Origin of the sequence: Dyella terrae, from assembly GCF_004322705.1 — a bacterium.
Classification (GTDB): domain Bacteria; phylum Pseudomonadota; class Gammaproteobacteria; order Xanthomonadales; family Rhodanobacteraceae; genus Dyella_D; species Dyella_D terrae.
In genome coordinates this window covers 111,986-133,793 of sequence record NZ_SIZZ01000001.1, presented here as the reverse complement: position 1 = coordinate 133,793, position 21,808 = coordinate 111,986, and the positions used below count along the sequence as shown (strand labels likewise).

Annotated in this window: 24 protein-coding genes; 14 read left to right on the top strand and 10 right to left on the bottom strand. The window is 63.8% G+C overall.

The window, feature by feature from the left end:
- Positions 1 to 42 precede the first annotated feature (42 nt).
- Positions 43 to 435, top strand: coding sequence for a hypothetical protein (locus tag EYV96_RS00720; protein WP_131149620.1), 393 nt, complete (start codon positions 43 to 45; stop codon positions 433 to 435).
- 201 nt (positions 436 to 636) lie between these two features.
- On the top strand, positions 637 to 1,353 hold the full coding sequence (locus tag EYV96_RS00715) for an arginyltransferase (RefSeq protein ID WP_131149619.1): 717 nt from the start codon (positions 637 to 639) through the stop codon (positions 1,351 to 1,353).
- A 4-nt stretch (positions 1,354 to 1,357) separates the two neighbouring features.
- Here the strand turns inward: EYV96_RS00715 and EYV96_RS00710 are convergent, their stop codons facing one another.
- Positions 1,358 to 2,875: an FMN-binding glutamate synthase family protein gene (locus EYV96_RS00710; protein ID WP_131149618.1), complete on the bottom strand. Its 1,518-nt coding sequence runs from the start codon at positions 2,873 to 2,875 to the stop codon at positions 1,358 to 1,360.
- Positions 2,876 to 2,966: 91 nt separating this feature from the next.
- Complete coding sequence (purT, locus tag EYV96_RS00705; RefSeq protein WP_131149617.1) at positions 2,967 to 4,148, bottom strand: formate-dependent phosphoribosylglycinamide formyltransferase; 1,182 nt, start codon at positions 4,146 to 4,148, stop codon at positions 2,967 to 2,969.
- Between the two features lie 160 nt (positions 4,149 to 4,308).
- Here purT and EYV96_RS00700 point away from each other — a divergent pair, with 160 nt between their 5' ends.
- The 5 genes from EYV96_RS00700 to EYV96_RS00680 all read left to right on the top strand — a co-directional run bounded on the left by EYV96_RS00700 (position 4,309) and on the right by EYV96_RS00680 (position 8,219).
- Positions 4,309 to 5,844, top strand: coding sequence for a transglutaminase-like domain-containing protein (locus EYV96_RS00700; protein WP_165488545.1), 1,536 nt, complete (start codon positions 4,309 to 4,311; stop codon positions 5,842 to 5,844).
- A gap of 62 nt (positions 5,845 to 5,906) precedes the next feature.
- Positions 5,907 to 6,779, top strand: a complete 873-nt coding sequence (locus EYV96_RS00695; protein WP_131149615.1) for an SPFH domain-containing protein — start codon at positions 5,907 to 5,909, stop codon at positions 6,777 to 6,779.
- A 73-nt stretch (positions 6,780 to 6,852) separates the two neighbouring features.
- Complete coding sequence (locus EYV96_RS00690; protein ID WP_131149614.1) at positions 6,853 to 7,044, top strand: type II toxin-antitoxin system antitoxin; 192 nt, start codon at positions 6,853 to 6,855, stop codon at positions 7,042 to 7,044.
- 28 nt (positions 7,045 to 7,072) lie between these two features.
- Complete coding sequence (locus EYV96_RS00685) at positions 7,073 to 7,447, top strand: DUF3887 domain-containing protein (protein WP_131149613.1); 375 nt, start codon at positions 7,073 to 7,075, stop codon at positions 7,445 to 7,447.
- Between the two features lie 7 nt (positions 7,448 to 7,454).
- Positions 7,455 to 8,219 carry a CPBP family glutamic-type intramembrane protease gene (locus EYV96_RS00680; RefSeq protein ID WP_240732300.1) on the top strand — a complete coding sequence of 255 codons (765 nt, stop codon included), beginning with the start codon at positions 7,455 to 7,457 and terminating at the stop codon, positions 8,217 to 8,219.
- A 1-nt stretch (position 8,220) separates the two neighbouring features.
- On the opposite strand, the gene EYV96_RS00675 is transcribed toward EYV96_RS00680, so the two are convergent.
- On the bottom strand, positions 8,221 to 8,604 hold the full coding sequence (locus tag EYV96_RS00675) for a DUF423 domain-containing protein (RefSeq protein WP_131149612.1): 384 nt from the start codon (positions 8,602 to 8,604) through the stop codon (positions 8,221 to 8,223).
- Positions 8,605 to 8,656: 52 nt separating this feature from the next.
- On the opposite strand from EYV96_RS00675, the gene EYV96_RS00670 reads away from it, so the two are divergent.
- Positions 8,657 to 9,286 (top strand): SCO family protein, encoded by a 630-nt coding sequence (locus EYV96_RS00670; protein ID WP_205746056.1) that lies wholly within the window; start codon positions 8,657 to 8,659, stop codon positions 9,284 to 9,286.
- Between the two features lie 4 nt (positions 9,287 to 9,290).
- Positions 9,291 to 9,773 carry a copper chaperone PCu(A)C gene (locus EYV96_RS00665; protein WP_131149611.1) on the top strand — a complete coding sequence of 161 codons (483 nt, stop codon included), beginning with the start codon at positions 9,291 to 9,293 and terminating at the stop codon, positions 9,771 to 9,773.
- Positions 9,774 to 9,795: 22 nt separating this feature from the next.
- Here the strand turns inward: EYV96_RS00665 and EYV96_RS00660 are convergent, their stop codons facing one another.
- From EYV96_RS00660 to EYV96_RS00630, 7 genes are all read right to left on the bottom strand, one after another.
- Complete coding sequence (locus EYV96_RS00660; protein WP_131149610.1) at positions 9,796 to 10,671, bottom strand: cytochrome c oxidase assembly protein; 876 nt, start codon at positions 10,669 to 10,671, stop codon at positions 9,796 to 9,798.
- A 97-nt stretch (positions 10,672 to 10,768) separates the two neighbouring features.
- Positions 10,769 to 12,664 (bottom strand): GldG family protein, encoded by a 1,896-nt coding sequence (locus EYV96_RS00655; RefSeq protein WP_131149609.1) that lies wholly within the window; start codon positions 12,662 to 12,664, stop codon positions 10,769 to 10,771.
- Between the two features lie 3 nt (positions 12,665 to 12,667).
- Positions 12,668 to 13,402: an ABC transporter permease subunit gene (locus EYV96_RS00650; protein WP_131149608.1), complete on the bottom strand. Its 735-nt coding sequence runs from the start codon at positions 13,400 to 13,402 to the stop codon at positions 12,668 to 12,670.
- A complete protein-coding gene (locus EYV96_RS00645; RefSeq protein WP_131149607.1) occupies positions 13,399 to 14,331 on the bottom strand; it encodes an ABC transporter ATP-binding protein in 933 nt (310 codons plus the stop codon). The genes EYV96_RS00650 and EYV96_RS00645 overlap by 4 nt, the downstream gene beginning before the upstream one ends.
- Positions 14,332 to 14,541: 210 nt before the next feature.
- Positions 14,542 to 15,888, bottom strand: a complete 1,347-nt coding sequence (locus EYV96_RS00640; RefSeq protein ID WP_131149606.1) for an SRPBCC family protein — start codon at positions 15,886 to 15,888, stop codon at positions 14,542 to 14,544.
- Positions 15,889 to 16,461: 573 nt separating this feature from the next.
- Positions 16,462 to 17,103, bottom strand: coding sequence for a response regulator (locus EYV96_RS00635; protein ID WP_019464490.1), 642 nt, complete (start codon positions 17,101 to 17,103; stop codon positions 16,462 to 16,464).
- A 115-nt stretch (positions 17,104 to 17,218) separates the two neighbouring features.
- On the bottom strand, positions 17,219 to 18,448 hold the full coding sequence (locus EYV96_RS00630; RefSeq protein WP_131149605.1) for a sensor histidine kinase: 1,230 nt from the start codon (positions 18,446 to 18,448) through the stop codon (positions 17,219 to 17,221).
- A gap of 209 nt (positions 18,449 to 18,657) precedes the next feature.
- Between EYV96_RS00630 and EYV96_RS00625 the strand changes: the two genes are divergently transcribed.
- From EYV96_RS00625 to EYV96_RS00605, 5 genes are all read left to right on the top strand, one after another.
- Positions 18,658 to 19,278, top strand: a complete 621-nt coding sequence (locus EYV96_RS00625; protein WP_131149604.1) for a GNAT family N-acetyltransferase — start codon at positions 18,658 to 18,660, stop codon at positions 19,276 to 19,278.
- Between the two features lie 8 nt (positions 19,279 to 19,286).
- A complete protein-coding gene (gene minC, locus EYV96_RS00620) occupies positions 19,287 to 20,054 on the top strand; it encodes a septum site-determining protein MinC (RefSeq protein ID WP_425478687.1) in 768 nt (255 codons plus the stop codon).
- Positions 20,055 to 20,108: 54 nt separating this feature from the next.
- Positions 20,109 to 20,924 (top strand): septum site-determining protein MinD, encoded by an 816-nt coding sequence (gene minD / locus EYV96_RS00615; protein ID WP_131149602.1) that lies wholly within the window; start codon positions 20,109 to 20,111, stop codon positions 20,922 to 20,924.
- A 5-nt stretch (positions 20,925 to 20,929) separates the two neighbouring features.
- Positions 20,930 to 21,211, top strand: coding sequence for a cell division topological specificity factor MinE (gene minE, locus EYV96_RS00610; protein WP_131149601.1), 282 nt, complete (start codon positions 20,930 to 20,932; stop codon positions 21,209 to 21,211).
- A gap of 78 nt (positions 21,212 to 21,289) precedes the next feature.
- Entirely contained in the window at positions 21,290 to 21,799 is a 510-nt protein-coding gene (locus EYV96_RS00605) for a hypothetical protein (protein WP_165488544.1), read from the top strand.
- Positions 21,800 to 21,808: the final 9 nt, after the last annotated feature.

Genomic DNA, 21,808 nt, shown 5'->3' with positions numbered 1-21,808 from the left:
CGGCCGGCATGGACCCGCATCGGAATGGACTAAACTGACGCCATGCGCCAGATCTACACCTCGCCCCGCCAGGACAACATCAATCGCGTCATGGCCATCCTTGCCGAAAACGGCATCGAAGCCACCGTGGTCAACCGCTCCAACTGGAACCGCCCCAGCTACGAACGCTTCAGCTATTCGCAGAAGCGCGAGAACCGGGACAAGTGGGAACAGGTCTGGATCAGCAAGGCCGACGACTACACGCGGGCCCGCACGGTCCTCAAGGAGATCGGCATCGAGCCGGTGGTCCGCCACGCCGAAGAACTCGCCCTGGCCCGCAACCCGACCCCAGATCTACGCCGCTCCAGCGTCGCCAACCGCATCCGCCGCATTGTCATGCTGGCGGTGGCGGGCGCGTTCGTCGTATTGATGCTCCGGTACATGGGCGTCATCTAGCCGGGGGAGCCCGCTGCGCGGGCTGTGAAGCCGGGCGCTACGCGCCCTGTGAACGGTGAACGGTATGAGCAAGACCCTCACGTTCGGCGCGGCACGCTCCTACCGTTTACCGTTTACCGTTTACCGTTCACCGGCTGCGCAGCACCCGAATTCACCCCGCCATAACGGGACACGGCGCCCTCCCACGCCTAGAATGCGGACATGCGAAGCGATCGCGTCCGCCTCTTCCAGACCCTGCCCCACGCGTGCGGCTACTTTGCCGATCGCACTGCGCAGAACCTGGTCATCGACCCGGCCGCGCCCCAGCTGGACCAGTTGTACGGCCCGGCGCTGGAGCGTGGTTTTCGTCGTGCGGGCGGGCATCTGTATTACCCGTATTGCTCCAGTTGCCGGGCCTGCACGCCTTGCCGCATCGATGTCGAGCGCTTCACGCCCGATCGCACGCAAAAGCGCTGTCTCAAGCGCAATGCCGACCTGACGGTGATCGAGTCGATGGCCGGCTACAACGCCGAGCGCCATCACCTCTACGAAAAGTACCTCCGCCACCGGCACTCGGGCGGCGGCATGGACGAAGCGGATGCCAGCGATTTCCGACGCTTCCTGACCGCGCCATGGAGTCCGACGCTGTTCCTCGAGATCCGCGAAGGCAGTCGACTCCTGGGCGTCGCCGTCACCGATGTTTGCCTCCATGGGCTGTCGGCGGTCTATACCTTTTTCGAGCCTGAAGAAACCGGACGCAGCCTCGGCACGTTCGCCATCCTCCAGCAAGTGGAGCTTGCGCGCCGACGCGGCCTGCCCTGGGTCTATCTCGGTTTCTGGATCGAAGGCCATCCGAAGATGGACTACAAACGACGCTTTCAGCCGATGCAGGTGCGCACGGCCGAAGGCTGGCGTGACTGGAACACCGAAAAGGGCTGAGCCGTCAGCTCCCGACTTCCCTCTTCGCGTCCGGATACGGAAACAGCTTGATCAGCGGCACCGACACGCCGTCGTCGCCAACGACGCGGCAATGCGTGCGATCAAGCTGACGTGGTTCGTCGACGCCGCAACTGTGCGCAATCATCCCGACTTCATGCATGACATTCATGGCGTAGTGCGCGACGCGCTCGCTCTTGTCCATGACCACGAGCCCACGCTGCAGCTTCGGGTTCTGCGTGGTGATGCCCGTCGGGCATGTGTTGCGATTGCACTGCAGCGACTGGATGCATCCCAGCGCCAGCATGAAGCCACGCGCCGAGTTGACGAAATCCGCGCCCATCGACAAGGCCCACGCCACGTCGTAAGCCGTAATGCACTTACCTGAGCAAATCACTTTGATGCGATCGCGCAGCCCCTGGCGGATCAACGTGTCGACCAGGGCCGGCAACGACTCGCGCAGCGGCAGGCCGACGCCTTCCATCAAGGTCTGGGGTGCAGCGCCGGTGCCGCCTTCCGACCCATCGACGATGATGAAATCCGGTGCACTCTCGATGCCGCGCTGATGAACGATGGCGCAGAGATCGTCAATCCAGTCCATGCCACCGAACACGGCCTTGAACCCCGTGGGCTTGCCGCTGAGGTCGCGAATATGCGCGATCGCATCCATCAGCTCGGTGACATTGCCGATGTCGAGATGGCGATTGGGACTCTGCGAATCCTCGCCGACGGGGATGCCGCGAATCTCGGCAATTTCCGGCGTCACCTTTACGCCCGGCAACAGGCCACCCATACCGGGCTTGGCGCCTTGCCCCAGCTTGATGCTGACCATCTTCACCTGTTTGTGGGCACAGATGGCCAGCAACTTGGCATCGTCCAGCTTGCCATCCGCGGTACGCACACCGTATTTGGCCGTGCCAATCTCGAACACGATGTCGCAGCCACCCTCCAGGTGATACGGCGCCAGGCCGCCTTCACCGGTATCCATCCAGATGCCCGCCTTGGCCGCACCCATGGAAAGCGCCCTGACCGCCGGCGCGGACAGCGCTCCGAAGCTCATCGCAGAAATATTGAAGAAGGCGGCATGCGCATACGGTTCGCGCGTGTAAGGCCCCAGCACCACTGGGCGGGGCTCGACATGCTTTTCGCCCAGCGATGGAAACGGCGCATTGACAAAAAATGGCACGCCCTCGGCGCGCAAGTCGCGACTTGAGCCGAAGGCGTTGGTGTTGTCCACGTTCTTGGCCGCGCGATACACCCAGGTGCGTTGCGCGCGATTGAACGGCATTTCTTCGCGGTCGCTGGAATACAGGTACTGACGGAAGAACTCGCCCAGATGCAGGAACCAGTAGCGAAAGTGTCCGATGACGGGGAAATTGCGCAAGACCGAATTGCCGGTCTGGTTGCGGTCCACAAGCCACACCACCATCACCACCATGATCGTCACCACCAGCAGCACGATGAACAGCGCTGCCAGGGTTTCCACCAGGACCACGAGCCAGTGGGCGAACGCGGATGTCTGCATGTGCGGAGCCTCTCGTCACGTTTCCAGGGACGATGCTCGCACAGGTCAGGTGCAGGGCGTGAGAGGCGGGCGACCATCGCCCGCCGTCGCCTCAGAAGGTCACGCTGATCTTGCCCGCGGCACGCATCGCCCTGGCCTTGGCCGACTCGATGCTTTCGTCGCGCGCCAGGGTGACGGCCATGCGACGGCGTCCTTTCACGGCGGGCTTGCCGAAGATGCGCAGCTGCGTATCCGGCTCAGCCAGCGCTTCGGCGACACCGTGGTAGCGCGGCGCTTCACCGTCGCCTTCGACCAGGACGGCGCATGACGCCGATGGCCCGCACTGGCGAATCGCGGGAATCGGCAAACCCAGAATGGCGCGAGCATGCAACGCAAACTCGGACAGGTCCTGCGAAATAAGCGTGACAAGGCCAGTGTCGTGCGGACGCGGGCTGACTTCCGAAAAGATCACCGCATCGCCCTTGACGAAGAACTCGACGCCAAACACGCCCCATCCACCCAGGCCCGCCGTGATGGCGTCAGCCTGTCGCTGTGCTTCGGCCAGCGCGGCGTCACTCATCGGCTGTGGCTGCCAGGATTCGCGGTAGTCACCATCTTCCTGGCGATGGCCAATGGGCGCGCAGAAGCTGGTGCCGTCTTTGTGGCGCACGGTGAGCATGGTGATTTCGTAGTCGAAATCGACAAAGCCCTCGACGATCACGCGGCCCTTGCCAGCGCGTCCGCCTGACTGGGCGTAGTCCCACGCATGCTGCAGGTCGGCGTCGCCACGGACCACGCTCTGGCCCTTGCCCGATGAACTCATGACCGGCTTGATGACGAAGGGGAATCCGATCTCGGCGGCCGCGGCGCGGTACTCCTCGTCGCTGTCGCAAAAGCGGTAGCGCGACGTCGGCAGGCCCAGCTCTTCGGCCGCCAGGCGACGGATGCCTTCGCGATCCATCGTCAGCCAGGCGGCGCGCGCCGTGGGAATGACCTTGAGGCCTTCCTCTTCCATCGTCACGAGGGTCGGCGTATGGATCGCCTCGATTTCGGGAACCACCAGGTCGGGGCGTTCCTGCTCGATCAGGGCACGCAGCGCCGCGCCGTCGAGCATGTCGATCACGTGGCTGCGATGCGCCACCTGCATGGCAGGGGCGTTGGCATAGCGGTCCACGGCGATCACTTCCACGGCCAGGCGCTGCAGTTCAATGGCAACTTCCTTGCCCAGCTCACCCGAGCCCAGCAGCAGAACGCGCAGCGCATGGCCGGAATGGGGGGTTCCAAAGGGTTTCATCGTGGGGGTCCCGGAGCAGGCAAAGCGGCATTGTAGAAGGCGGCCGGGGCCCTGTCCCGCCTGGGTTCGCAGGCTTCATGACAGCTACGTTGCAGTGCGCATTGACGTCAGGGCAAACTCGGCATCAACTGTACCTGAACCGTCCCCAACGGAATCGAACATGCGCCGTTTACTCGCCACGCTCTTGCTGGTGCTGGTGCTGTGCCCCTTGACCTGCGTTCAGGCCCAGCCGGCCACGCCCAGGACCGAAACCAACTGGATGACCGTGTTGCTGGGCGGCCGCAAGATCGGCAGCCTGCGTATCGACCGTGTCTATGCCGGCGACACCATCAGCACCACACAAACCCTTTCCATCATGCTCAATCGAAACGGGACGAGCATCCCGTTGAGTAACGTCATCAGCAGCCTGGAGTCCGACGACAGCAAGCCGCTGGGCTTCGGCACCCGCACCCGCCTCTCGGCCATGGAAAGTACGGTCGAAGGCAAGCGACAGGCCGATGGCACCTTCCAGGTGGAAACCATCGTGGGCGGCGCACGCCGCGACGCCGTCATTGCATGGCCCGCCGGTGCAGTGCTCAATGAAGGGCAACGCAAAGCCATGATGGCGGCCAGTGCCCATCCCGGCACAACCTATCCGCTGCAGATGTTCGACCCGGCGACCCAGAGCGTCATGGACGTCAGCATCGAAGTCATCGGCAACGAACAGGTGCAGTTGCCCGATGGAACGGAAACGCTCAGCCACCAGCGCCAGCGACTGCACCAGGCACGCGGTGACCAGATCCTCGACCTGTGGCTGGACCATGAAGGACGTGCGCGACGGGGCATCATCTCGATGCTCGGGCGCCAGCTGGAAATGCAGGCCTGCAGCGAAGCCTGCGCCACGGCACCGGTGCAGGACGTGGATATGTTCCGCGCCGCGATGGTCGATTCGCCGCGACCGTTGACCTCGAACCTGCGCAGGGATTTCCTGCGCTACAAAGTGCACGTCAAGGGCAACATAGCCGAGCCATTCATCCAGACCGATGAACAGCGGATCACTCCGCTGGGCAACGGGGACTACTACATCGACGTCGGGATGCCGTTCGCGGGCGGCGAAGCAGGACCGACGTCGGACGACACGCAAGCCAATGCCTGGCTGCAATCGGACGCACCGGCCATCCGATCGGTCGCCGCCGAAGCGGTGGGCAACGCCACATCGAACCGGCAACGCATGCGCCTCCTGCGCCTGTTTGTCAGCCGATATATCAACCAGCACGGCCTCGACGTGGGCTATGCATCGGCACTGGAAGTGCTCAACTCGCGCCAGGGTGATTGCACCGAATACGCCGTCCTGCTGGCGGCCTTGGCGCGTTCGCAAGGCATCCCCGCGCGTGTCGTGACCGGCATGGTTTACGCCGATCGCTACGGCGGTGCTTCCCGCGTCTTCCTCCCCCATGCCTGGGTGCAGGCCTGGGTCGATGGTCGCTGGCAAAGCTATGACGCGGCGCTGCGTCGCTTCGACATGACTCATATCGCGCTTTCGGTGGGCGACGGCGATCCGTGGCGATTCTTCTCGGCCACCGAGCTTTTCAACGCGCTCCAGATCTCGGACGTCTGGTCAGCCGGTGAGCTGATGGCGCCCACGCCACCCCAGATGCAGACAGCGGGCAGCCCCGGCGTGCGCGGCGGAAGCCTGGGCGGTCCCGGCGGCGGGTGAGCGGCACTTGCAACTGATATCACTTTGATATCTACTTCCTCCCGAACCAGGGAGGAAGTCTTATGAACGAACGTCAAGGTTTTTCAGTTGCAGGTATTCCCACCATTGTCGTCTGCCTGTTGATCGGCGCCGGCGCACTGGCATTGATTCTTTCCGCCGGCCGGCCAGAAAGCGCCCCCGGGACATTTTTCGCAGGCATCGTGCTGTTCGTGTTGCTGGGTTTCGCCTGCAAAGGCTTCTTCCAGGTCGCCCCCAACGAAGGCCAGGTCATGCAGTTGTTCGGCAAGTACGCCGGCACCGTGCGCTTCGAAGGCCTGCGCTGGACCAACCCTTTCTATAGCCGCGGCCGCGTATCTCTGCGCGTGCGCAACTTCGAAAGCGGCAAGCTGAAGGTCAACGACAGCGACGGCAATCCGATCGAGATCGCTTCGGTGGTCGTATGGCAGGTGGTCGATACCGCGGAGGCCGTTTTCCGCGTGGACGATTACGAAAACTTCGTCCAGATCCAGAGCGAATCCGCCCTGCGCCAGATGGCCCAGAACTACCCGTACGACGCGCACAACGACGGCCAGCCCGCCTTGCGCAGCCACGGGGAAGTCATCAACAACCACCTGCGCGATGAGATCCAGGCACGCCTCAACCAGGCGGGTGTCGAGGTGATCGAAGCGCGCATCAGCCACCTTGCCTACGCCCAGGAGATCGCCCAGGCGATGCTGCAGCGACAGCAGGCCAATGCGATCGTCGCGGCACGCGAGCGGATCGTCGAAGGTGCCGTCGGCATGGTTGCCATGGCGCTCGATCGCCTCAAGGAACAAGGCGTGGTCGAACTGGACGAGGAACGTCGCGCGGCGATGGTCAGCAACCTGCTGGTCGTGCTGTGTGGCGATCGCGCCACCCAGCCGGTGGTGAACACCGGCACGCTCTACGGCGGTTGAGCGACCGCATGGATCGGCGCTGCACGAACGCACACACATCAATGGACTCGCCTCGGGCCACGGGTGGGCGCGCATGAGCAACGAGAAGAAAGCCTACCCGTTGCGCATCAGTGCCACCGTGCTCGAAGCCGTGCAGCGCTGGGCCGACGACGAGTTGCGCAGCGTCAACGCACAGATCGAATACGTGCTGCGCGAGGCGCTGCGCAAAAACGGACGCATGAAATCTCGCAACAGCGCGCCCGTGGAAGACGACGAAACCGACTGATCGACGACATCAAACAGGGGATGGCTTCATGCAACGCGTCACGTGGTTCGCCTTATTGCTTTTCACTGTAACGACGTTTCCGGCGACAGCAGAAAATGCCTGTGAAAGCGCCAGCGCGCGCATGCTCGATGCGCTGGACCGCGGCGACTATCCTGCCGCCACCGTGGACTTCAATGACACGATGAAGTCCCGCCTGACCACCGACAAGCTGAGCGAAGCCTGGCAAGCCATTCCTGCCCAGTTCGGTGAGCGCGGTGCGCGCGAGCCGGCGCAATCGAATCAGGCCGGGGAAAACACGGTCGTGGTGACCGCCCTTCACTACGGCGACAGCATGATCGACGCGCAGGTGAGCTGCAGTGCCGACGGCAAGATCGCCGGCTTCTATATCAAGCCCCACCACTGAGGTCATCGTGGACACGACGCAACCCGATCGGGTGCATGGCCCGCATCTTCGACTCGCATTGATCCTTGGCGCGGCGGCATGCCTTGCGACGCTCGCCGTGTTTCCCTACGTCGCCGCGCTGATGCCACAAAAGCTCGCGGCGATCCCCGTACCCCTGTGGATCGTCGTGACGGCGCAGACGCTGCAGTCGGGCGTGCTGTGCTGGCTGATCGGCTGGCTCGGCCTCACCGCCGGCGCCCGATACGGTCTGGACGCGCCTTGGCTGCGGGCCATGGTGTATCGGCTTCCGCGCCCCCAGCGCGCGACCTCATGGTGGCTGGCAGCACTTACAGGCGTGGTGGCAGGCGTCGTCATCGTCGCGATCGACACGCGGATGCTCACGACGGGACACGCGGCCGCCACACCGCAGATCTGGCGCGGCGCACTGGCCTCGTTCTACGGCGGCAGCGCGGAAGAGATCATCTTCCGGCTCGGCGTGATGAGCGTGATGGTCTGGTTGCTGGCCGCATGGCGCGGCCATCACGTGCGGGCATGGATGTTCGTGACCGGTGCGGTGATGGCGGCCCTGCTGTTTGGCGCCGGCCACTTGCCTGCGGCCATCGCGGCAGGCTTGCCCCTGGACGCCATGGGCATCACGCGCATTCTTGCGCTGAACGGCATCGTCGGCGTGGCGTGCGGACTGCTTTACTGGCGGCGAGGGCTGGAGCACGCGATGGTCGCGCACTTCTGTGCGGACCTGGTGCTGCACGTCGCAGCACCGGCGCTGACCTGAATCACTCCTGGCCGGCGCGACGCGTCAGCGCCCGGCCAAGCGCCAGCCATCCCGCGATAAACGCGACGCCACCGACGGGTGTGATGGCACCGCACCACCGCGGCGCGCCCAGCGCCAGGGCGTAAAGGCTTCCGCTGAACAACACGACACCCCATCCGAACGCCGCCAATGCCACCGAGCGTGCGCGCCCGGCAGCCGTCAATGCCACCAGTACAAATGCCAGCGCGTGCCAGAAGTGGTAATTGACCGCGGTACGCCACAGTTCGACGCCTCGTTCATCCAGCACGCCTTGCAGGGCATGCGCGCCAAAAGCTCCAAGTGCCACGCCGCTGGCACCCAGCAGGCCCGCGAGCGCTCCCACGGCCGGACTGACAGGTTGTCGCATGGGATTCAACTCCTGGGATCGAAGGGGGCGCGGGTGTCGTATCCTCTGCGCCATGAATGCCCATGATTCTCGCACGAAGCCCTCTCGGCGCTTCCGCCTGCTCGCCCTGCTTGGTCTGATGATGGGCGCGCTCCTGCTCGGTGCCTGCCAGCGCGGCGACCAGCCCTGGCGTCTGACCAATGTCAGCGGCCACATGCCCGACCTCGACTTCAAGCTGGTCGATGACCATGGCAAGGAGGTCAGCGGTGCGGACTATCGCGGCAAGGTGGTCATCCTCTACTTCGGTTACACGCACTGCCCCGATGTCTGCCCGCTGACGCTGGCGCAGTTGCACCAGGTCCTCACCAAGGTCGGCCCCGCCGCGGACAACGTGCGCATTCTGTTCGTCAGCGTCGATCCCGCGCGCGACACCCCCGACATCATGCACGCTTACGTCAACGCCTTCGATCCTCGTGCCGTGGGCCTGTCGGGTACGCCTCGTGCCGTGGAGGCGCTCAGCAAACGCTATCGCTCGGCCTACACGCGCGAACCGGACAAGGGCGACGGGCAGTACGAAGTCAGCCACAGCTCGGCGCTTTACCTGTTTGATCGCGATGGCAAGGCTCGCCTGCTGTCTACCCCCGCCAATCCGCAGGACGACCTCGTGCACGACCTGCAACTGTTGCTCGACAAGGGAGCCTGAGCCCATGAAGCATCGTCCTTTCTTTGCAGGTTTGCTGATCGCCGGCAGCTTGTTCGCATCGCACGCATTCGCCGCCGATGCGGACCAGATCAAGGCGTCGCAGGCATGGATCCGCGTCATGCCAGGCACCCTGCCCGCCGGTGGCTACGTCACGCTGGCGAATCATTCCGATCACGCGGTGAGCCTCAAAGGCGCCAGCAGCGCGAGCTATGGCCACGTCATGCTGCACAAAAGCAGCACCGAAGGCGGCATGGGCCGCATGGAAATGGTCGACAGCCTGTCGATTCCGGCGCACGGTACCGCCACGCTTTCGCCGGGTGGCTACCACCTGATGCTGATGGATGCCGCCAAGCCGGTGAAGGTTGGCGACAAGGTGAGCCTCACCCTGAACTTCGCCGACGGCAGCACGCTGGTGACGGATTTCGATGCCAAGCCGGCCAATACGGTTGACGCTGCCGACGCACCGATGGATCACGCGCACCACTAACCGAGTGGTGCGAATTCCAGCCCTATGTGCGCGCCTGGGCCTGCCGCGCCAACTCGGCACGGCGGGCCAGTTCTCGCTTCGACTTGATGCGACCACGCTTTGACAGCGAAAGCCACTGGCGCATCGCCAGCAGTCCGCCGATCGATTCGATGATCGCCGCCGGCACCCACATGATGACGCCGCCCACGAGCTGACCGGTCAGCACATTGAACGTAAACGCTCGGCCGCAGATCTCGAAGATGGGATAGAGATCGGATTTCGAGAACGTCACAATCGCGCCCGCCAGGATCTGCGGACTCATCGTGATGGCCGGCGACAGCACGCGCACGCCAGGCGTCATGCGACCGGGCGGACGCGGGCGATGATCGAGCACCAGCCACCAGTAGGTCAGTCCGCTGATCATCATCGACCAGTTCATGAACCGGTAGATGCGCCAGTCCAGCATCGCCAGCGTCTGCATGGACGGGATCAGCCAGATGATGATGAAGCCGACGAACAGGATCGTGGCGATGGCCGGGTTCAGCAGCACGCCGCTGACGATCCGCCAGGGCCATGAACGGAAGAAAGGTCGCAGGAAGCGAATGCGCCAGCGCAGCGGCAACCCGGCGCGCACGGCCTGGCCCGGGTAGGACGCAATGATCAGCAGCGGCGCAAGATGGTGCAGCAGCACCTGCTGGATGCGATGCATGAAGAACTCATGCTCGGCGTAGTAATCGAAGTAGGTGTGCAGCGACAGATAGACGATCGCCATGCCCACCCAGAACGACAGCCGTCGCCCGTGGCTTACCTTCGCCCGCTTGCAACCACGTGCGTACAGCACGGCGAAGCTGACAAAGGTCAGCAGGAAGACCCAGGAGAACTCCCAGGGCACGATCCATTTGAGCAGGCTTGCGGTCATCAACGCGATCCGGACGGCCGACGGGCGTCAGCCGCCAAGGATAGTCCGAGGCGAGCCAGCCCTGCCCACCCGAACCTGTGGCAGATTGCCGCCGCGCTCATGCCTGTCGGCGACTGCGACGTGAGCGACGCCAGCCGTAGGCCAGGCCGAACAAGGTGATCAGGGCGGGCACCAGCACGATGTTGATGAATTTCAGGCGCATGCCCAGGGCATCGATTTCGGCGTTGAGCTGGTGCTGCACGTCGCGCAATTCCTTGTTGATGGCCAGCTGGCGCTGCAGGAACTGCTCGATCTCGCTGCGTTGTTCGGCACTGATCGCCTCCCCGCGCGCGGCCTTGGCCGGCTGCAGCTCGGACAGGCGACTTCGGGTGACGGCCAGTTCGCGCTGCAGCTCCTGCTTCTTCGCAAGAAATTTCTGGTCCGCTGCGGCTTGCAGCGCCTGCACGCGCGTAAACGGTCGCTGCGAACTGGTGCGTCCGTGAATCGACAGCAGCGCCGAGGATCCGCTGAGATTGTCGGCAAGGTTGGTGACGAAGTCGCCGTTGTTCGCCAACGCACTCAGTTGCAGCGGTCCCAGCAAGCTTTGCGAGTACGAAACCCAGAGGCGATCCGACAACAGATCGGTGTCGGCGACAAGGATGACTTCGGCGTTGCTCGCCGCATGCGTCAGATGACCCGGCTGGCCCGCCTTCTCAGGGAAGGCGGACGGAAACGCGCCGCGCAATCGGGCGGCAATGACGTAGTGCAGGCCATCAGCACGATAGTTGTCCATCAGCGCATTGGGGTCGGCCGTCGACTCACGCACGCGCTGCGCCGCCACGACTTCGGCGTCGGTCGTGCTCTGCAACAGCGGCACCAGGCGCGATTCAGTGCCTTGCGCGAGATCGAAATAACCGACGCTGGAAAGGTTGATGCGCTGGAGACTGGCGGTAATCACGTCATCGTGATTGAGCTCCTGGCCACCCAGACCCAGCATCGCCGGGTGGTTGGTTGCGCTGTTGTCCGCAAGCTCGATGCGCAAGGCACGCGAGCGATCGAGGACGACCTTCTGCGAGTCGTAAAGCACGCCCCACGTCGTGAACAGGCGCTTGAGGTCGGAATTGTGATCATCCATCACGCCGGCGCTGTCCACAAAGGGCGTGTTGTCGAGCTCGGCATCCGGATCGACGAACACGACCAGGTGACCACCGCGCAGCACGTACTGATCGATGGCGTACTGGGCCGCATCGGAGAGGCGCTTGGGGTGAATCAGCAGGAGCACCTGGATGTCGTTCGGCACCACGGTGAGTTTGCTCGCGTCGAGCGGCTTCACTTCGAACAGCTGACCGAGCTGGCGAATGATGGTCCACGGCTCTTCGCCGATCACCGGATTGCCCTGCACCGGCAGCGTGCTGATCAGGCCAATCATCGGCTTCCTGGGCTCGTTGAGCTCGTAGAGAAGCTTGGCGATGTCGTATTCGAGGAAGGTCTCGCGCGCCGGATCAAACAGCGGAATGGGGAGCGTCTTGGCTCCGGGATGCAGGTCGTTCTCGTTGTCCGCGTCCGATCCGCCCGACAGCGTCGTGCCGACAAGACCGAAAAAGACGCGCTCGCCGTTGGTGCCGCCGCTGATTGGCGAAAGCCCGTTGCCCTCTGCCGCCGCCTCGTCATCGGAGTACGGCACCGGGTCGACCACCTGCAGGCGCAGCTTGCCGTGCGAACGGGCGACCATTTCCTGCAGCATTTCGCGAACGCGCTGCTCGTAGCTGCGTAGCTGTGGCAAGTCGCGCGTGGAGTGCTCCGAGAAATACAGCGTCAGCTTGAGCGGTGCGTGCAGCTTGTCGACGATCTGAATCGTGCCGGGCGTCAGCGTGTAGAGATGATCGGACGTGAGATCGAAACGCCCCACGCGCATCCAGCGGCTGCTGGCGAGCGTGAGCATGATGAAGACGACGACCAGCAAAGCCAGCGCAGCCAGCAATTGCGTTCGACGAGTGAGCGAAAAGCGCGCCATGGCTCAAGGCGTCCTTTTCAGGTCGAGCACCAGGACACCGGCCGTCAGCCAGGCGCAAATGCTCATGATGAAATACAGCACGTCGCGCAGGTCCAGCACGCCACGCGCGATCGCTTCAAAATGGCGCAGCATGCTCAGGTGCGCAAGGCCATTGAGCCAGCGACGCGGAAGCGTGCCCTGCAGGAAGTCCATGACTTGCGGCTGCCCCGCGAGGATCAGCAGGAAACACACCACCATGGTCAGGATGAAGGCGACCACCTGGCTCTGGGTCAATGCCGACAGACAGGCACCGATGGCCAGGAAGGCACCGGCCATCAACCAGCTGCCCAGATAACCGGCAATGATCACGCCGTTGTCCGGCGCGCCGAGATAGTTGACCGTGATCCAGATGGGAAACGTAAGGAGCAGCGCGAGCCCCATGAACAACCAGGCCGCGATGAACTTGCCCATCATCGCCTGCCCCAGCGTCAACGGCAGGCTTAGCAGGAGTTCCAGCGTGCCACCCTTGGTCTCTTCGGCCCACATGCGCATGGACACCGCCGGCGCAAGCAGCAGGTATAGCCAGGGATGCATCGCGAAGAACGGCTGCAAGTCAGCCTGGCCGCGATCGTAGAAGTCACCCGCGTAGAAGGTGAGGATGCCCGCCATGACCAGGAAAATCACCAGGAACACATAGGCCAGCGGCGTAACGAAGTAGCTGCGCAGTTCCCGGCGTGTGACGGCAGCAATCGGATTCACTGGCGCGCCTCCACACCCGTGGTGATCTGCCGGAAAACCTCGTCGAGTCGTCCGCGCTCAAGCTGGATCTCCGACACTTCGAGGCCCTGCTGTTTAAGCAAGGTCTCCACCGGTTCGAGAATGCGCTCGCCCGGCCTGGGGAAGACGGTGATGCGCCCGTCGAGCGGATCGACCTCGATCGATGCCACTTGCGGGAGCCGGCCCAGCATCTCCTGCGACACGCCACTGCCCGGCGCACTAAAGGAAACGGCGCCGTGATAACGCGAGCGTGATTCGAGTTCGGCAGGTGTCGCATCAGCCAGCAGGCGTCCGTTGGCGAGGATCACCACGCGATTGCACAAGGCATGCACCTCCTCAAGGAGATGGGTCGAAATAAGAATCGTGCGCTCGCGCGCCATGGCGTCGATCAGCTGCCGCACTGTGTGCTTCTGGTTCGGGTCGAGACCATCGGTGGGCTCGTCCAGCATGAGCACCGGCGGGTCGTGCAGGATCGCCTGGGCCAGACCGACGCGACGGCGCAAACCCTTGGACAGGGTGTCAATGCAGATATCGAGCACTTCTTCGAGCTGCAGGTGCCCGACGACATCGTGGAATCGTCGCCAGCCCATGTCTTCGCGAAAGCCGCGCATGCGGATGATGAACGTCAGGAACTCGCGCACGGTCAGCTCTCCGTAGCTGGGCGCACCTTCGGGCAGGTAGCCCAATGCACGCTTCGCCTTGAGAGGTTCCTTGAGGACATCGTGACCGCAGACGCGCGCCGTGCCCGAGCTGGGGGCAAGGAAGCCGGCAATCATGCGCATCGCCGTCGACTTTCCCGCGCCATTGGGCCCGAGCAAGCCCAGCACCTGCCCCGGTTCGGCACGGAAGCTGAGGCAGTCAACCGCGGTTAGCGTGCCGTATCGGCGTGTGAGCTGTTCGGTTTCAATCATGAAGGCTTGGACGCGTTCCCGGGCAACACCGAGATTTCCCCGGAATGTAACGCATGTGAGCTGATGTCAGCGGAGAACAGGTCATCACGTCAGCCATGACTTACCTGCGCGTTGGGCTCGGACCACGGTAATCGCGGGAAGGTTCCGAAGCCGCCATAGAAAAAGGGCCCTTCATGCGAAGGGCCCTTCTTGTTTCACGAGGCTTTCCGATTACTGGGCGGCGCTGGAAGCGGCGGCCGGAGCGGCGGCGGTGCCCGACGAGGCCGGAGCCTGATCGGTGCCCGCGTCCAGCGACGGCGGCTGCAGGCCAGCTTCCTGTTCCGGGGTCTTTTCCGGCGCATCGCTCAGCGGCAGGTACACGGCGTACTGGGCGTAGCTGGTGACTTCGTCACCCTTCTTCTCTTCCGCCTTGGCCAGGATGTCGTAGAAGCGGTTGACCACTTCGTCGAACTTGTAGCCGTGGGTCTGGGCGTAAGCCTTCAACATGTCGCGGGTCTGCGGCACGCCAGCGGCGGTGCCGTTCCAGACGCCCTTGAGGGCCGGGCCACCGAAGGCAAGCAGACCACGGACGTTGGCGTCGACGATCAGGCGACCGAAGCGATCGGTGCTGCCCGGAGCGTTGGTGTCGGCGTTGGCGGCATCCGCGGTGCTGCTGCTGGCGGCCGGCGCGTTCAGATCCGGCGCCTTGGCGGCCACCAGGTCATGGCTCTGGCCATTGATCGTCAGGCTGGAAGCGCTGATCGGCAGGGCCACGTCGAAGGTGTAGTTCTGGTCGCCGTAGTTGGTCGTGTAGATGATGCGCGGACCGGTGACAGTCACGCCCAGCTTCTTCGCGGCAGCCTGGATTTCCTGCTCGGCCTTGGCCGTGGCTTCGTCCAGCGCTTCCAGACCACCCTTACGCTCGATCGACGTCGACACCAGCAGGACCGGGGTCGGCTGGGTCTGTTCGATGTACGGGATCAGCTTGCTGTAATCGATGTTCTGCACTGAGGCCAGCACGTTCTGCAGATCCGTCAGGCTGAACTGGATGAAGGAATCCGGGTCGCCGTGGATGTACAGATTGGAATAACGGTCGATCAGGTTGAAACCATAGGCGACGTCATACGACCAGGTGATCTTGGTCAACTGACCGCGCGAGCCCTGACGCTCCAGGTCAAGCGTGAAGTGCTTGTCCTGACCGCGCCAGTCGTTGTCCAGGTTCCACACGATCTGGGCCTTCTTCGCGGTCGAATCGACCTTGTCGAAGTCCGGGGTGGCGGTGGCAACGGTCAGCTTGCCCTTGCCCACCTTGTCGTCGCTGCTGTCCCAGCTGATTTCGGCGCCCGGGCCATAGCCCTTGCCCGAATGGGTAAATTTGACATTGCGATCGTACTTGCGCTGGACCGTGAAGTCCGGGAAGCGACGGAAGTTGGCGAGCACGTCGTACACCTGACGCATGTCCTTGCCGACGACCAGCGACCTTTCCACATGACCGGTGCTGGGCATGATCACGCCCACCACGACGCCGGCTATGGCGACGATGACCAGGGCAACAATGAATTCAAGAACACGCATCATTCCAGGGTTCTCCGAACAACTCTCTTGGCGGCACAAAGCTGTCGCCGGAGACCTGTCCGTCACGGCCAATTGCCTGAAGGAATCGCATCGTGACAGGGGGTCGGCCAGCGCCGAAGCCACCGATGGTAACGGTTCATGGAGCGGAACGCTACGGGCCCGGAACGCTTAATTGGCCTCATTCTTATGGACGTCCACACCGCTCGACCGGTGTTGCACAGCACCATGGGCCGAGAGCGGCAGGCCGGCCGCTGGCGCGGCCTGTGAAGCCGGGCGCTGCGCGCCCTGTAAAGGGTTAACGGTAAAGGCAAAAAGCCCACCACCGGGAACAACTGAGGACCTGGAGAGGTACAGAGGGCTGCTGGATTGGGTACTTACAGTCAATTGGCGATTGGTATAGCGCGAACTCCATCAAGGCCGCCCTGCTCTTCCCCATTCACCCTGAATCATCCACAGGCCGCAAAGCGGCCAACCTCCAAGAAAAAAGCCGGCCCTCACGGAACCGGCTTTCCCCGTTCACTGTTCACAGGGCGCGCAGCGCCCGCCCTCACACGCCGCGCCAGCGGCCGGCTCCCCTCAGACGATGCCCAGCTCCAGCGCTTTAAGCACCGCACGGGTGCGATCGCGGACACCCAGCTTCGAAAGGATGTTGGACACATGGTTTTTCACCGTGCCCTCGGCCACCTTCAGCGAGTTGGCGATTTCCTTGTTGCTGTAACCGCCGGACAGGAGCCGCAGGATCTCGGTTTCGCGCTCGGTCAGCGGATCGGGCTGTTCAAGGCTGGTGAACTGATTCTGCATGCGACCCACGCCAGCCAGCAGTCGCTGGGTGACCATCGGGGCAACCAGCGAACCGCCGGCAGCCACGGTGCGCACGGCTTCCACCAACTGTTCGAGCGACACGTCCTTGAGCAGATAGCCGCGGGCACCGGCCTTGAGGCCCTGCAGCACGAGCTGATCGTCGTCGAACGTGGTCAGGATGATGGTGGGCGGCAATTCATTGCGGGCGGACAAGGCCTGCAGGACTTCCAGGCCACTCATATTGGGCATGCGCAGGTCGAGCAGGACCACGTCCGGCTTGACGCGCGGAATGTCCTGAACGGCCTGGGCGCCATCGGCGCACTCAGCTACGACGCGGATGTCCTCAGCCAGATCCAGCAGGGAGCGAACGCCCTGGCGTACTAGATTCTGGTCGTCGACAAGGCAAACGGAAATCATCGCGGATCCTCGAAGCGATAGAGACCTCCACTGCCCCCGGCAGCGGAGTTAACGGCACGGCTATCCAAGCCGGTGCATTCTGGCATGCCCGAACGGGGCGGCGTGAGGCCGGCCTTCACGAGACGGTCAGCGCCGGCGGCTCGAAGCGGGACGTCGCGTGGGCCAGCGCGGGCTCCTCGCCCAGCGGCAGGCTTACATTGAGCGCGAATCCATGGCCCGATGCCGTGTCCACGGCCACGGTTCCACCAAATTCTGCCAGGCGCTCACGCATGCCCGACAAGCCGTTGCCGGGCTTGAACTGGTCCGCGCCGCGACCATCGTCCCGGGCGTGCAGCTCCAGCTTGCCTGCCTCGTCATAGGCAAAGGACAGCCAGAGGTTGCGCGCACCGGCATGTCGGGCGGTGTTGGTGATGATCTCCTGGGCGCAACGCAGCAGCACCTGGGCGCGCCGCGGGTCCTCGACGCTGAATCGAGGCGGCGTCTCCACATGCACATTCAGACCCGGCACGCCCTCAATCAGGCTGCGCAGCGCCTGGGTCAGGTCAATGGCATCGTCCTGGCGCAGCTCGCTGACCGCCTCGCGCACGTCACTAAGGAGGTGCTTGGCGGTCGCCTGGGCCTTGCGCACATGATCAGCGGCTTCCGGGTTGCTCAGGTGGCTGGCCACTTCCAGGTTCAGGCTCAGGGCCGTGAGGTGATGGCCAATCAGGTCATGCAGGTCGCGAGCGATGCGCATGCGTTCGGCAATGCGGGTTGATTCGGCCAGGAGCGCGCGGGTGGCTCGCAGCTCCGAGTTGAGCCGGCGCTGCATTTCCCGCTCCTCGGCCTGCTGGCTGGCAATCATCGAGGTGAAGAAGGTCAGCGCCGAGATGCCCAGGTAAATGCTCACCTGCAGGATGGCCTGCACCACCGTCCAACCCTTGTAGCCGGCGATGACGGGAATCAGCAGCAGGTTCTGCGCGAGCATCCAGCCCAGGCCCGCCGCCAGCGGCAGCTGCCAGGGCAATACCACGGCGATCACCAGCATCAGCATGGCCGACAGGCCGCTCTGGCTGAACCATCCGATGGAAATGGCCGAGGCGGTGAGGACCACCATGCCCAGCAGGCGCAGGGGCTGGAGCCGCTCGCTCTGGCGCACCATGCTCAGCCGGCTCGTCAGCAAGAGGTAAGTCACGCCAAAGAGCAGGTAGGAGACGATCCAGCCTGAGATCTTGGGTGTGCTCCACCAGGCGCTGACCGGCGCCAGGGTCCAGCTCCCCTGCAGCAGCGGCAGCGCCATGCACAGGTATGAGAACAGGCCCGCGTAACGCAGCAGGCGCATATGATTGAAGTTGGTCCATCGCATGACCCGCATCATAGGCCCACCGGACCGTGGTGCAATGCGTGAGAAGTCATTCCCCTGCCCCTGCCAAAAGCCATGCCGGCTGGCGCTTTACAAAGGTTTTACATGGTGCGCCGTGTTATGTGCAGGCACGCCCCCCATGCCATAATGCGACCCGATTTCGCGGGCCGTCTGTCGGTCTTTCCTTACGAACATCTACTGCGGAGCAACGAATGGCCCTTGCCATCCGTGACGTGCGCGAGCACGACCTGGATGCCGTGCTGGCGCTCAACAACGCCGCCGGGCGCACCATCCTCGCCCTGGACGCTGCGCAGCTGCGCTTCTTCTACGATCGCGCCGACTATTTCAGGGTCGCCGAGATCGACGGACATATCGCAGGCTTCCTGATCGCCATGCGAGAAGGCAGCGACTACGACAGCCCCAATTACCGCTGGTTTTCCGAACACTACCCCCAGTTCGTCTACATCGACCGCATCGTGATCGCCAATGCCTACCGGCGTCACGGGCTGGGTCGCATTTTCTATTGCGACGTCAACAGCTACGCGGAGGTTCGCGTGCCCCTGCTCACCTGCGAGGTGTTCCTGGAGCCGCGCGACGACGTGGTCGTTCTGTTCCACGGCACCTACGGCTTCCAGGAAGTCGGCCAGCAGCGCATGGGCAGCAGCGGCCCGCAGGTCAGCCTGCTGGCCAAGGAGCTGCCCAGCTACGCCTACGTGCGCGAGACCTACCTGGACAAGGCTGGCCTGCCCGATGTCCCGTGGCTGGCTGAACGCCTGCACTCCTCCCACGACAATAACCCCCAGCGCCGCCTCGCCGGAGCGCGGCGCCCGTGAATGCCCGAATGGATACATCCGATGCTTGCGACCTGCGCTTTGGCCAGGTCGGTATTGCCAGCGTGCGCGTGCGCCGTCCCGACGCCGCCGCCCTGGCCGAAGAACTCGAGCGCCGCGTCCGCACGGCGCCACAGCTGTTTTCCCGCGCCGCCGTCATCCTGGACCTCAGCCACCTGCTGAATCTGCCTGACGACGGCATCGTCGATGCCCTGCTCGAAGCGGTGCGCAGCGCCGGCATGCTGCCCGTCGGCCTCGCCTACGGCACCAGCGACACCGAAGCCCTGTCGCGTCGCATGGGGATCCCGCTGCTGGCCAAGTTCCGCGCGGCCTACGAACCGGCCGACGGCGGCAGCATCGCGCCGCCCGCGCCTTCCGCCCCGTCGCCGGCCCCGGCCCCGGAACCAGTCGCTCGCCAGCAGCCCGTCCATCAGGAAGAGTCCGCTCCGGGTCTTGGCGCGCAGACGCAGGACGGCACGGTGCGCTCAGGCCAGCAGATCTATGCGCGCGATCGCGATCTCGTCGTGCGTGGCACGGTGGCCAATGCCGCCGAAGTTATCGCTGACGGCAGCATCCATATTTATGGCAGCCTGCGCGGCAAGGCCATGGCCGGCGCGCAGGGCGACACCAACGCGCGTATCTACGTGACTGATTTCCGTGCCGAGCTCGTTGCGATCGCCGGCCACTATCGTGTGTTTGAACAGATTCCAAAGGACCTTGAAGGCCAGTCCGTGCAATGCTGGCTCGAAGGTGAGAAATTGCTTATCGCAAAGCTGTAATTCTTCTAATCTGTCTTACCACTACTACAAGAACAATTTTTGGGAGATGAGCCCTTGACTGCTGAGATTATCGTTGTCACCTCGGGCAAAGGTGGCGTAGGCAAGACCACGACCAGCGCGTCGCTTGCCACCGGCCTGGCCATGGCCGGGAAGAAGGTGGCGGTGATCGACTTCGACGTGGGCCTGCGCAACCTTGACCTGATCATGGGCTGCGAGCGCCGCGTGGTGTATGACTTCGTGAATGTCGTGCACGGCGAGGCCACGCTCAAGCAGGCCCTTATCAAGGACAAGCGCCACGAGAACCTGTTCGTCCTGGCCGCCAGCCAGACGCGCGACAAGGATGCCCTCACCCAGGAAGGCGTTGAGAAGGTACTGAAGGATCTCTCCGACGAAGGCTTCGACTACGTCGTCTGCGACTCGCCCGCCGGCATCGAAAAGGGTGCCCACCTGGCCATGTACTTCGCCGACCACGCCGTCGTGGTGGTCAACCCCGAGGTCTCCTCGGTGCGCGACTCCGACCGCATCCTGGGCCTGCTCGCCAGCAAGACCCGCCGCGCCGAGACCGGCGAAGGCGCGATCAAGCAGCACCTGCTGCTGACGCGCTACAACCCGGCCCGCGTCGCCATCGGCGAAATGCTGAGCGTGAAGGACGTCGAGGACATCCTGGGCATCAACGTCGTCGGCGTGATTCCGGAATCGGAAAACGTGCTGGCAGCGTCCAACTCGGGCGTCCCGGTCATCCTTGACGAAAATTCCCTTGCCGGCCAGGCGTACAGCGATACCGTGGCCCGCATCCTTGGTGAAGAACGCGCCCTGCGCTTCCTCGAAGTGCAGAAAAAGGGCTTCTTCCAGCGCGTATTCGGAGGTTGATCGCGATGGGTATTCTTGATTTCCTCAAGCGCAAGCCTGAGCCCAGCGCTACCGTGGCCAAGGAACGACTGCGCATCATCGTCGCGCAGGAGCGGTCCACGCGCGGCGCCCCGGACTACCTCCCGCTGCTCCGCAACGAGCTGCTCGAAGTGATCAAGAAGTATGTCCATGTCGACCTCGACGCGATCAGCATCAACGTCGAGCGCGACAGCGGACACGAGGTCCTCGAGCTGTCGGTCGCCCTGCCCGAGCACCAAAAGCCGGGCGCGGCCGCACCGGCCACCTGATGAACGAGGCGGGTTTTCCCGCCTCGTTCGTTTCCGCTCCCGTACGTGCCGCGCACGTCGCCGCACGAGATACGCGCCGTGTCCCCTCCTCAAGATTCCGGTGAACCCCAGGTCACGCGACTGGCCGATATCGACCTGTCCTCCGTGCACACCCTGCTCGCCCGCTTTGGGCTGAGCTTCAGTGCAGTTGAAGCCGGCACAGCCATACCCGGCAGCTTTTGGGGTGACGACGAGGCCGGCATCATTGGCACCACGGTGTATGCCCGTCCGGACACGCCCGTGCATTCCCTGCTGCACGAGGCCGGTCACCTTATCGTCCTGCCTCCGGAGCGCCGCGCGGCCATCCATACCGATGCCACCGATTCGGTCGATGAGGAAGACGCCACCTGCTATTTGCAGATCGTCCTGTCCGACCAGTTGCCTGGCGTGGGTCGGCTCCAGCTCATGCGCGACATGGATGCCTGGGGGTATACCTATCGCCTGGGTTCGACGCAGGCATGGTTCGAACAGGATGCGGAAAATGCGCGCGCGTGGCTGATCGCCCGGGGCTTGCTGGATGCGCAAGGCGCGCCGGTTTTCGAGCATTGAGCCGGCCGA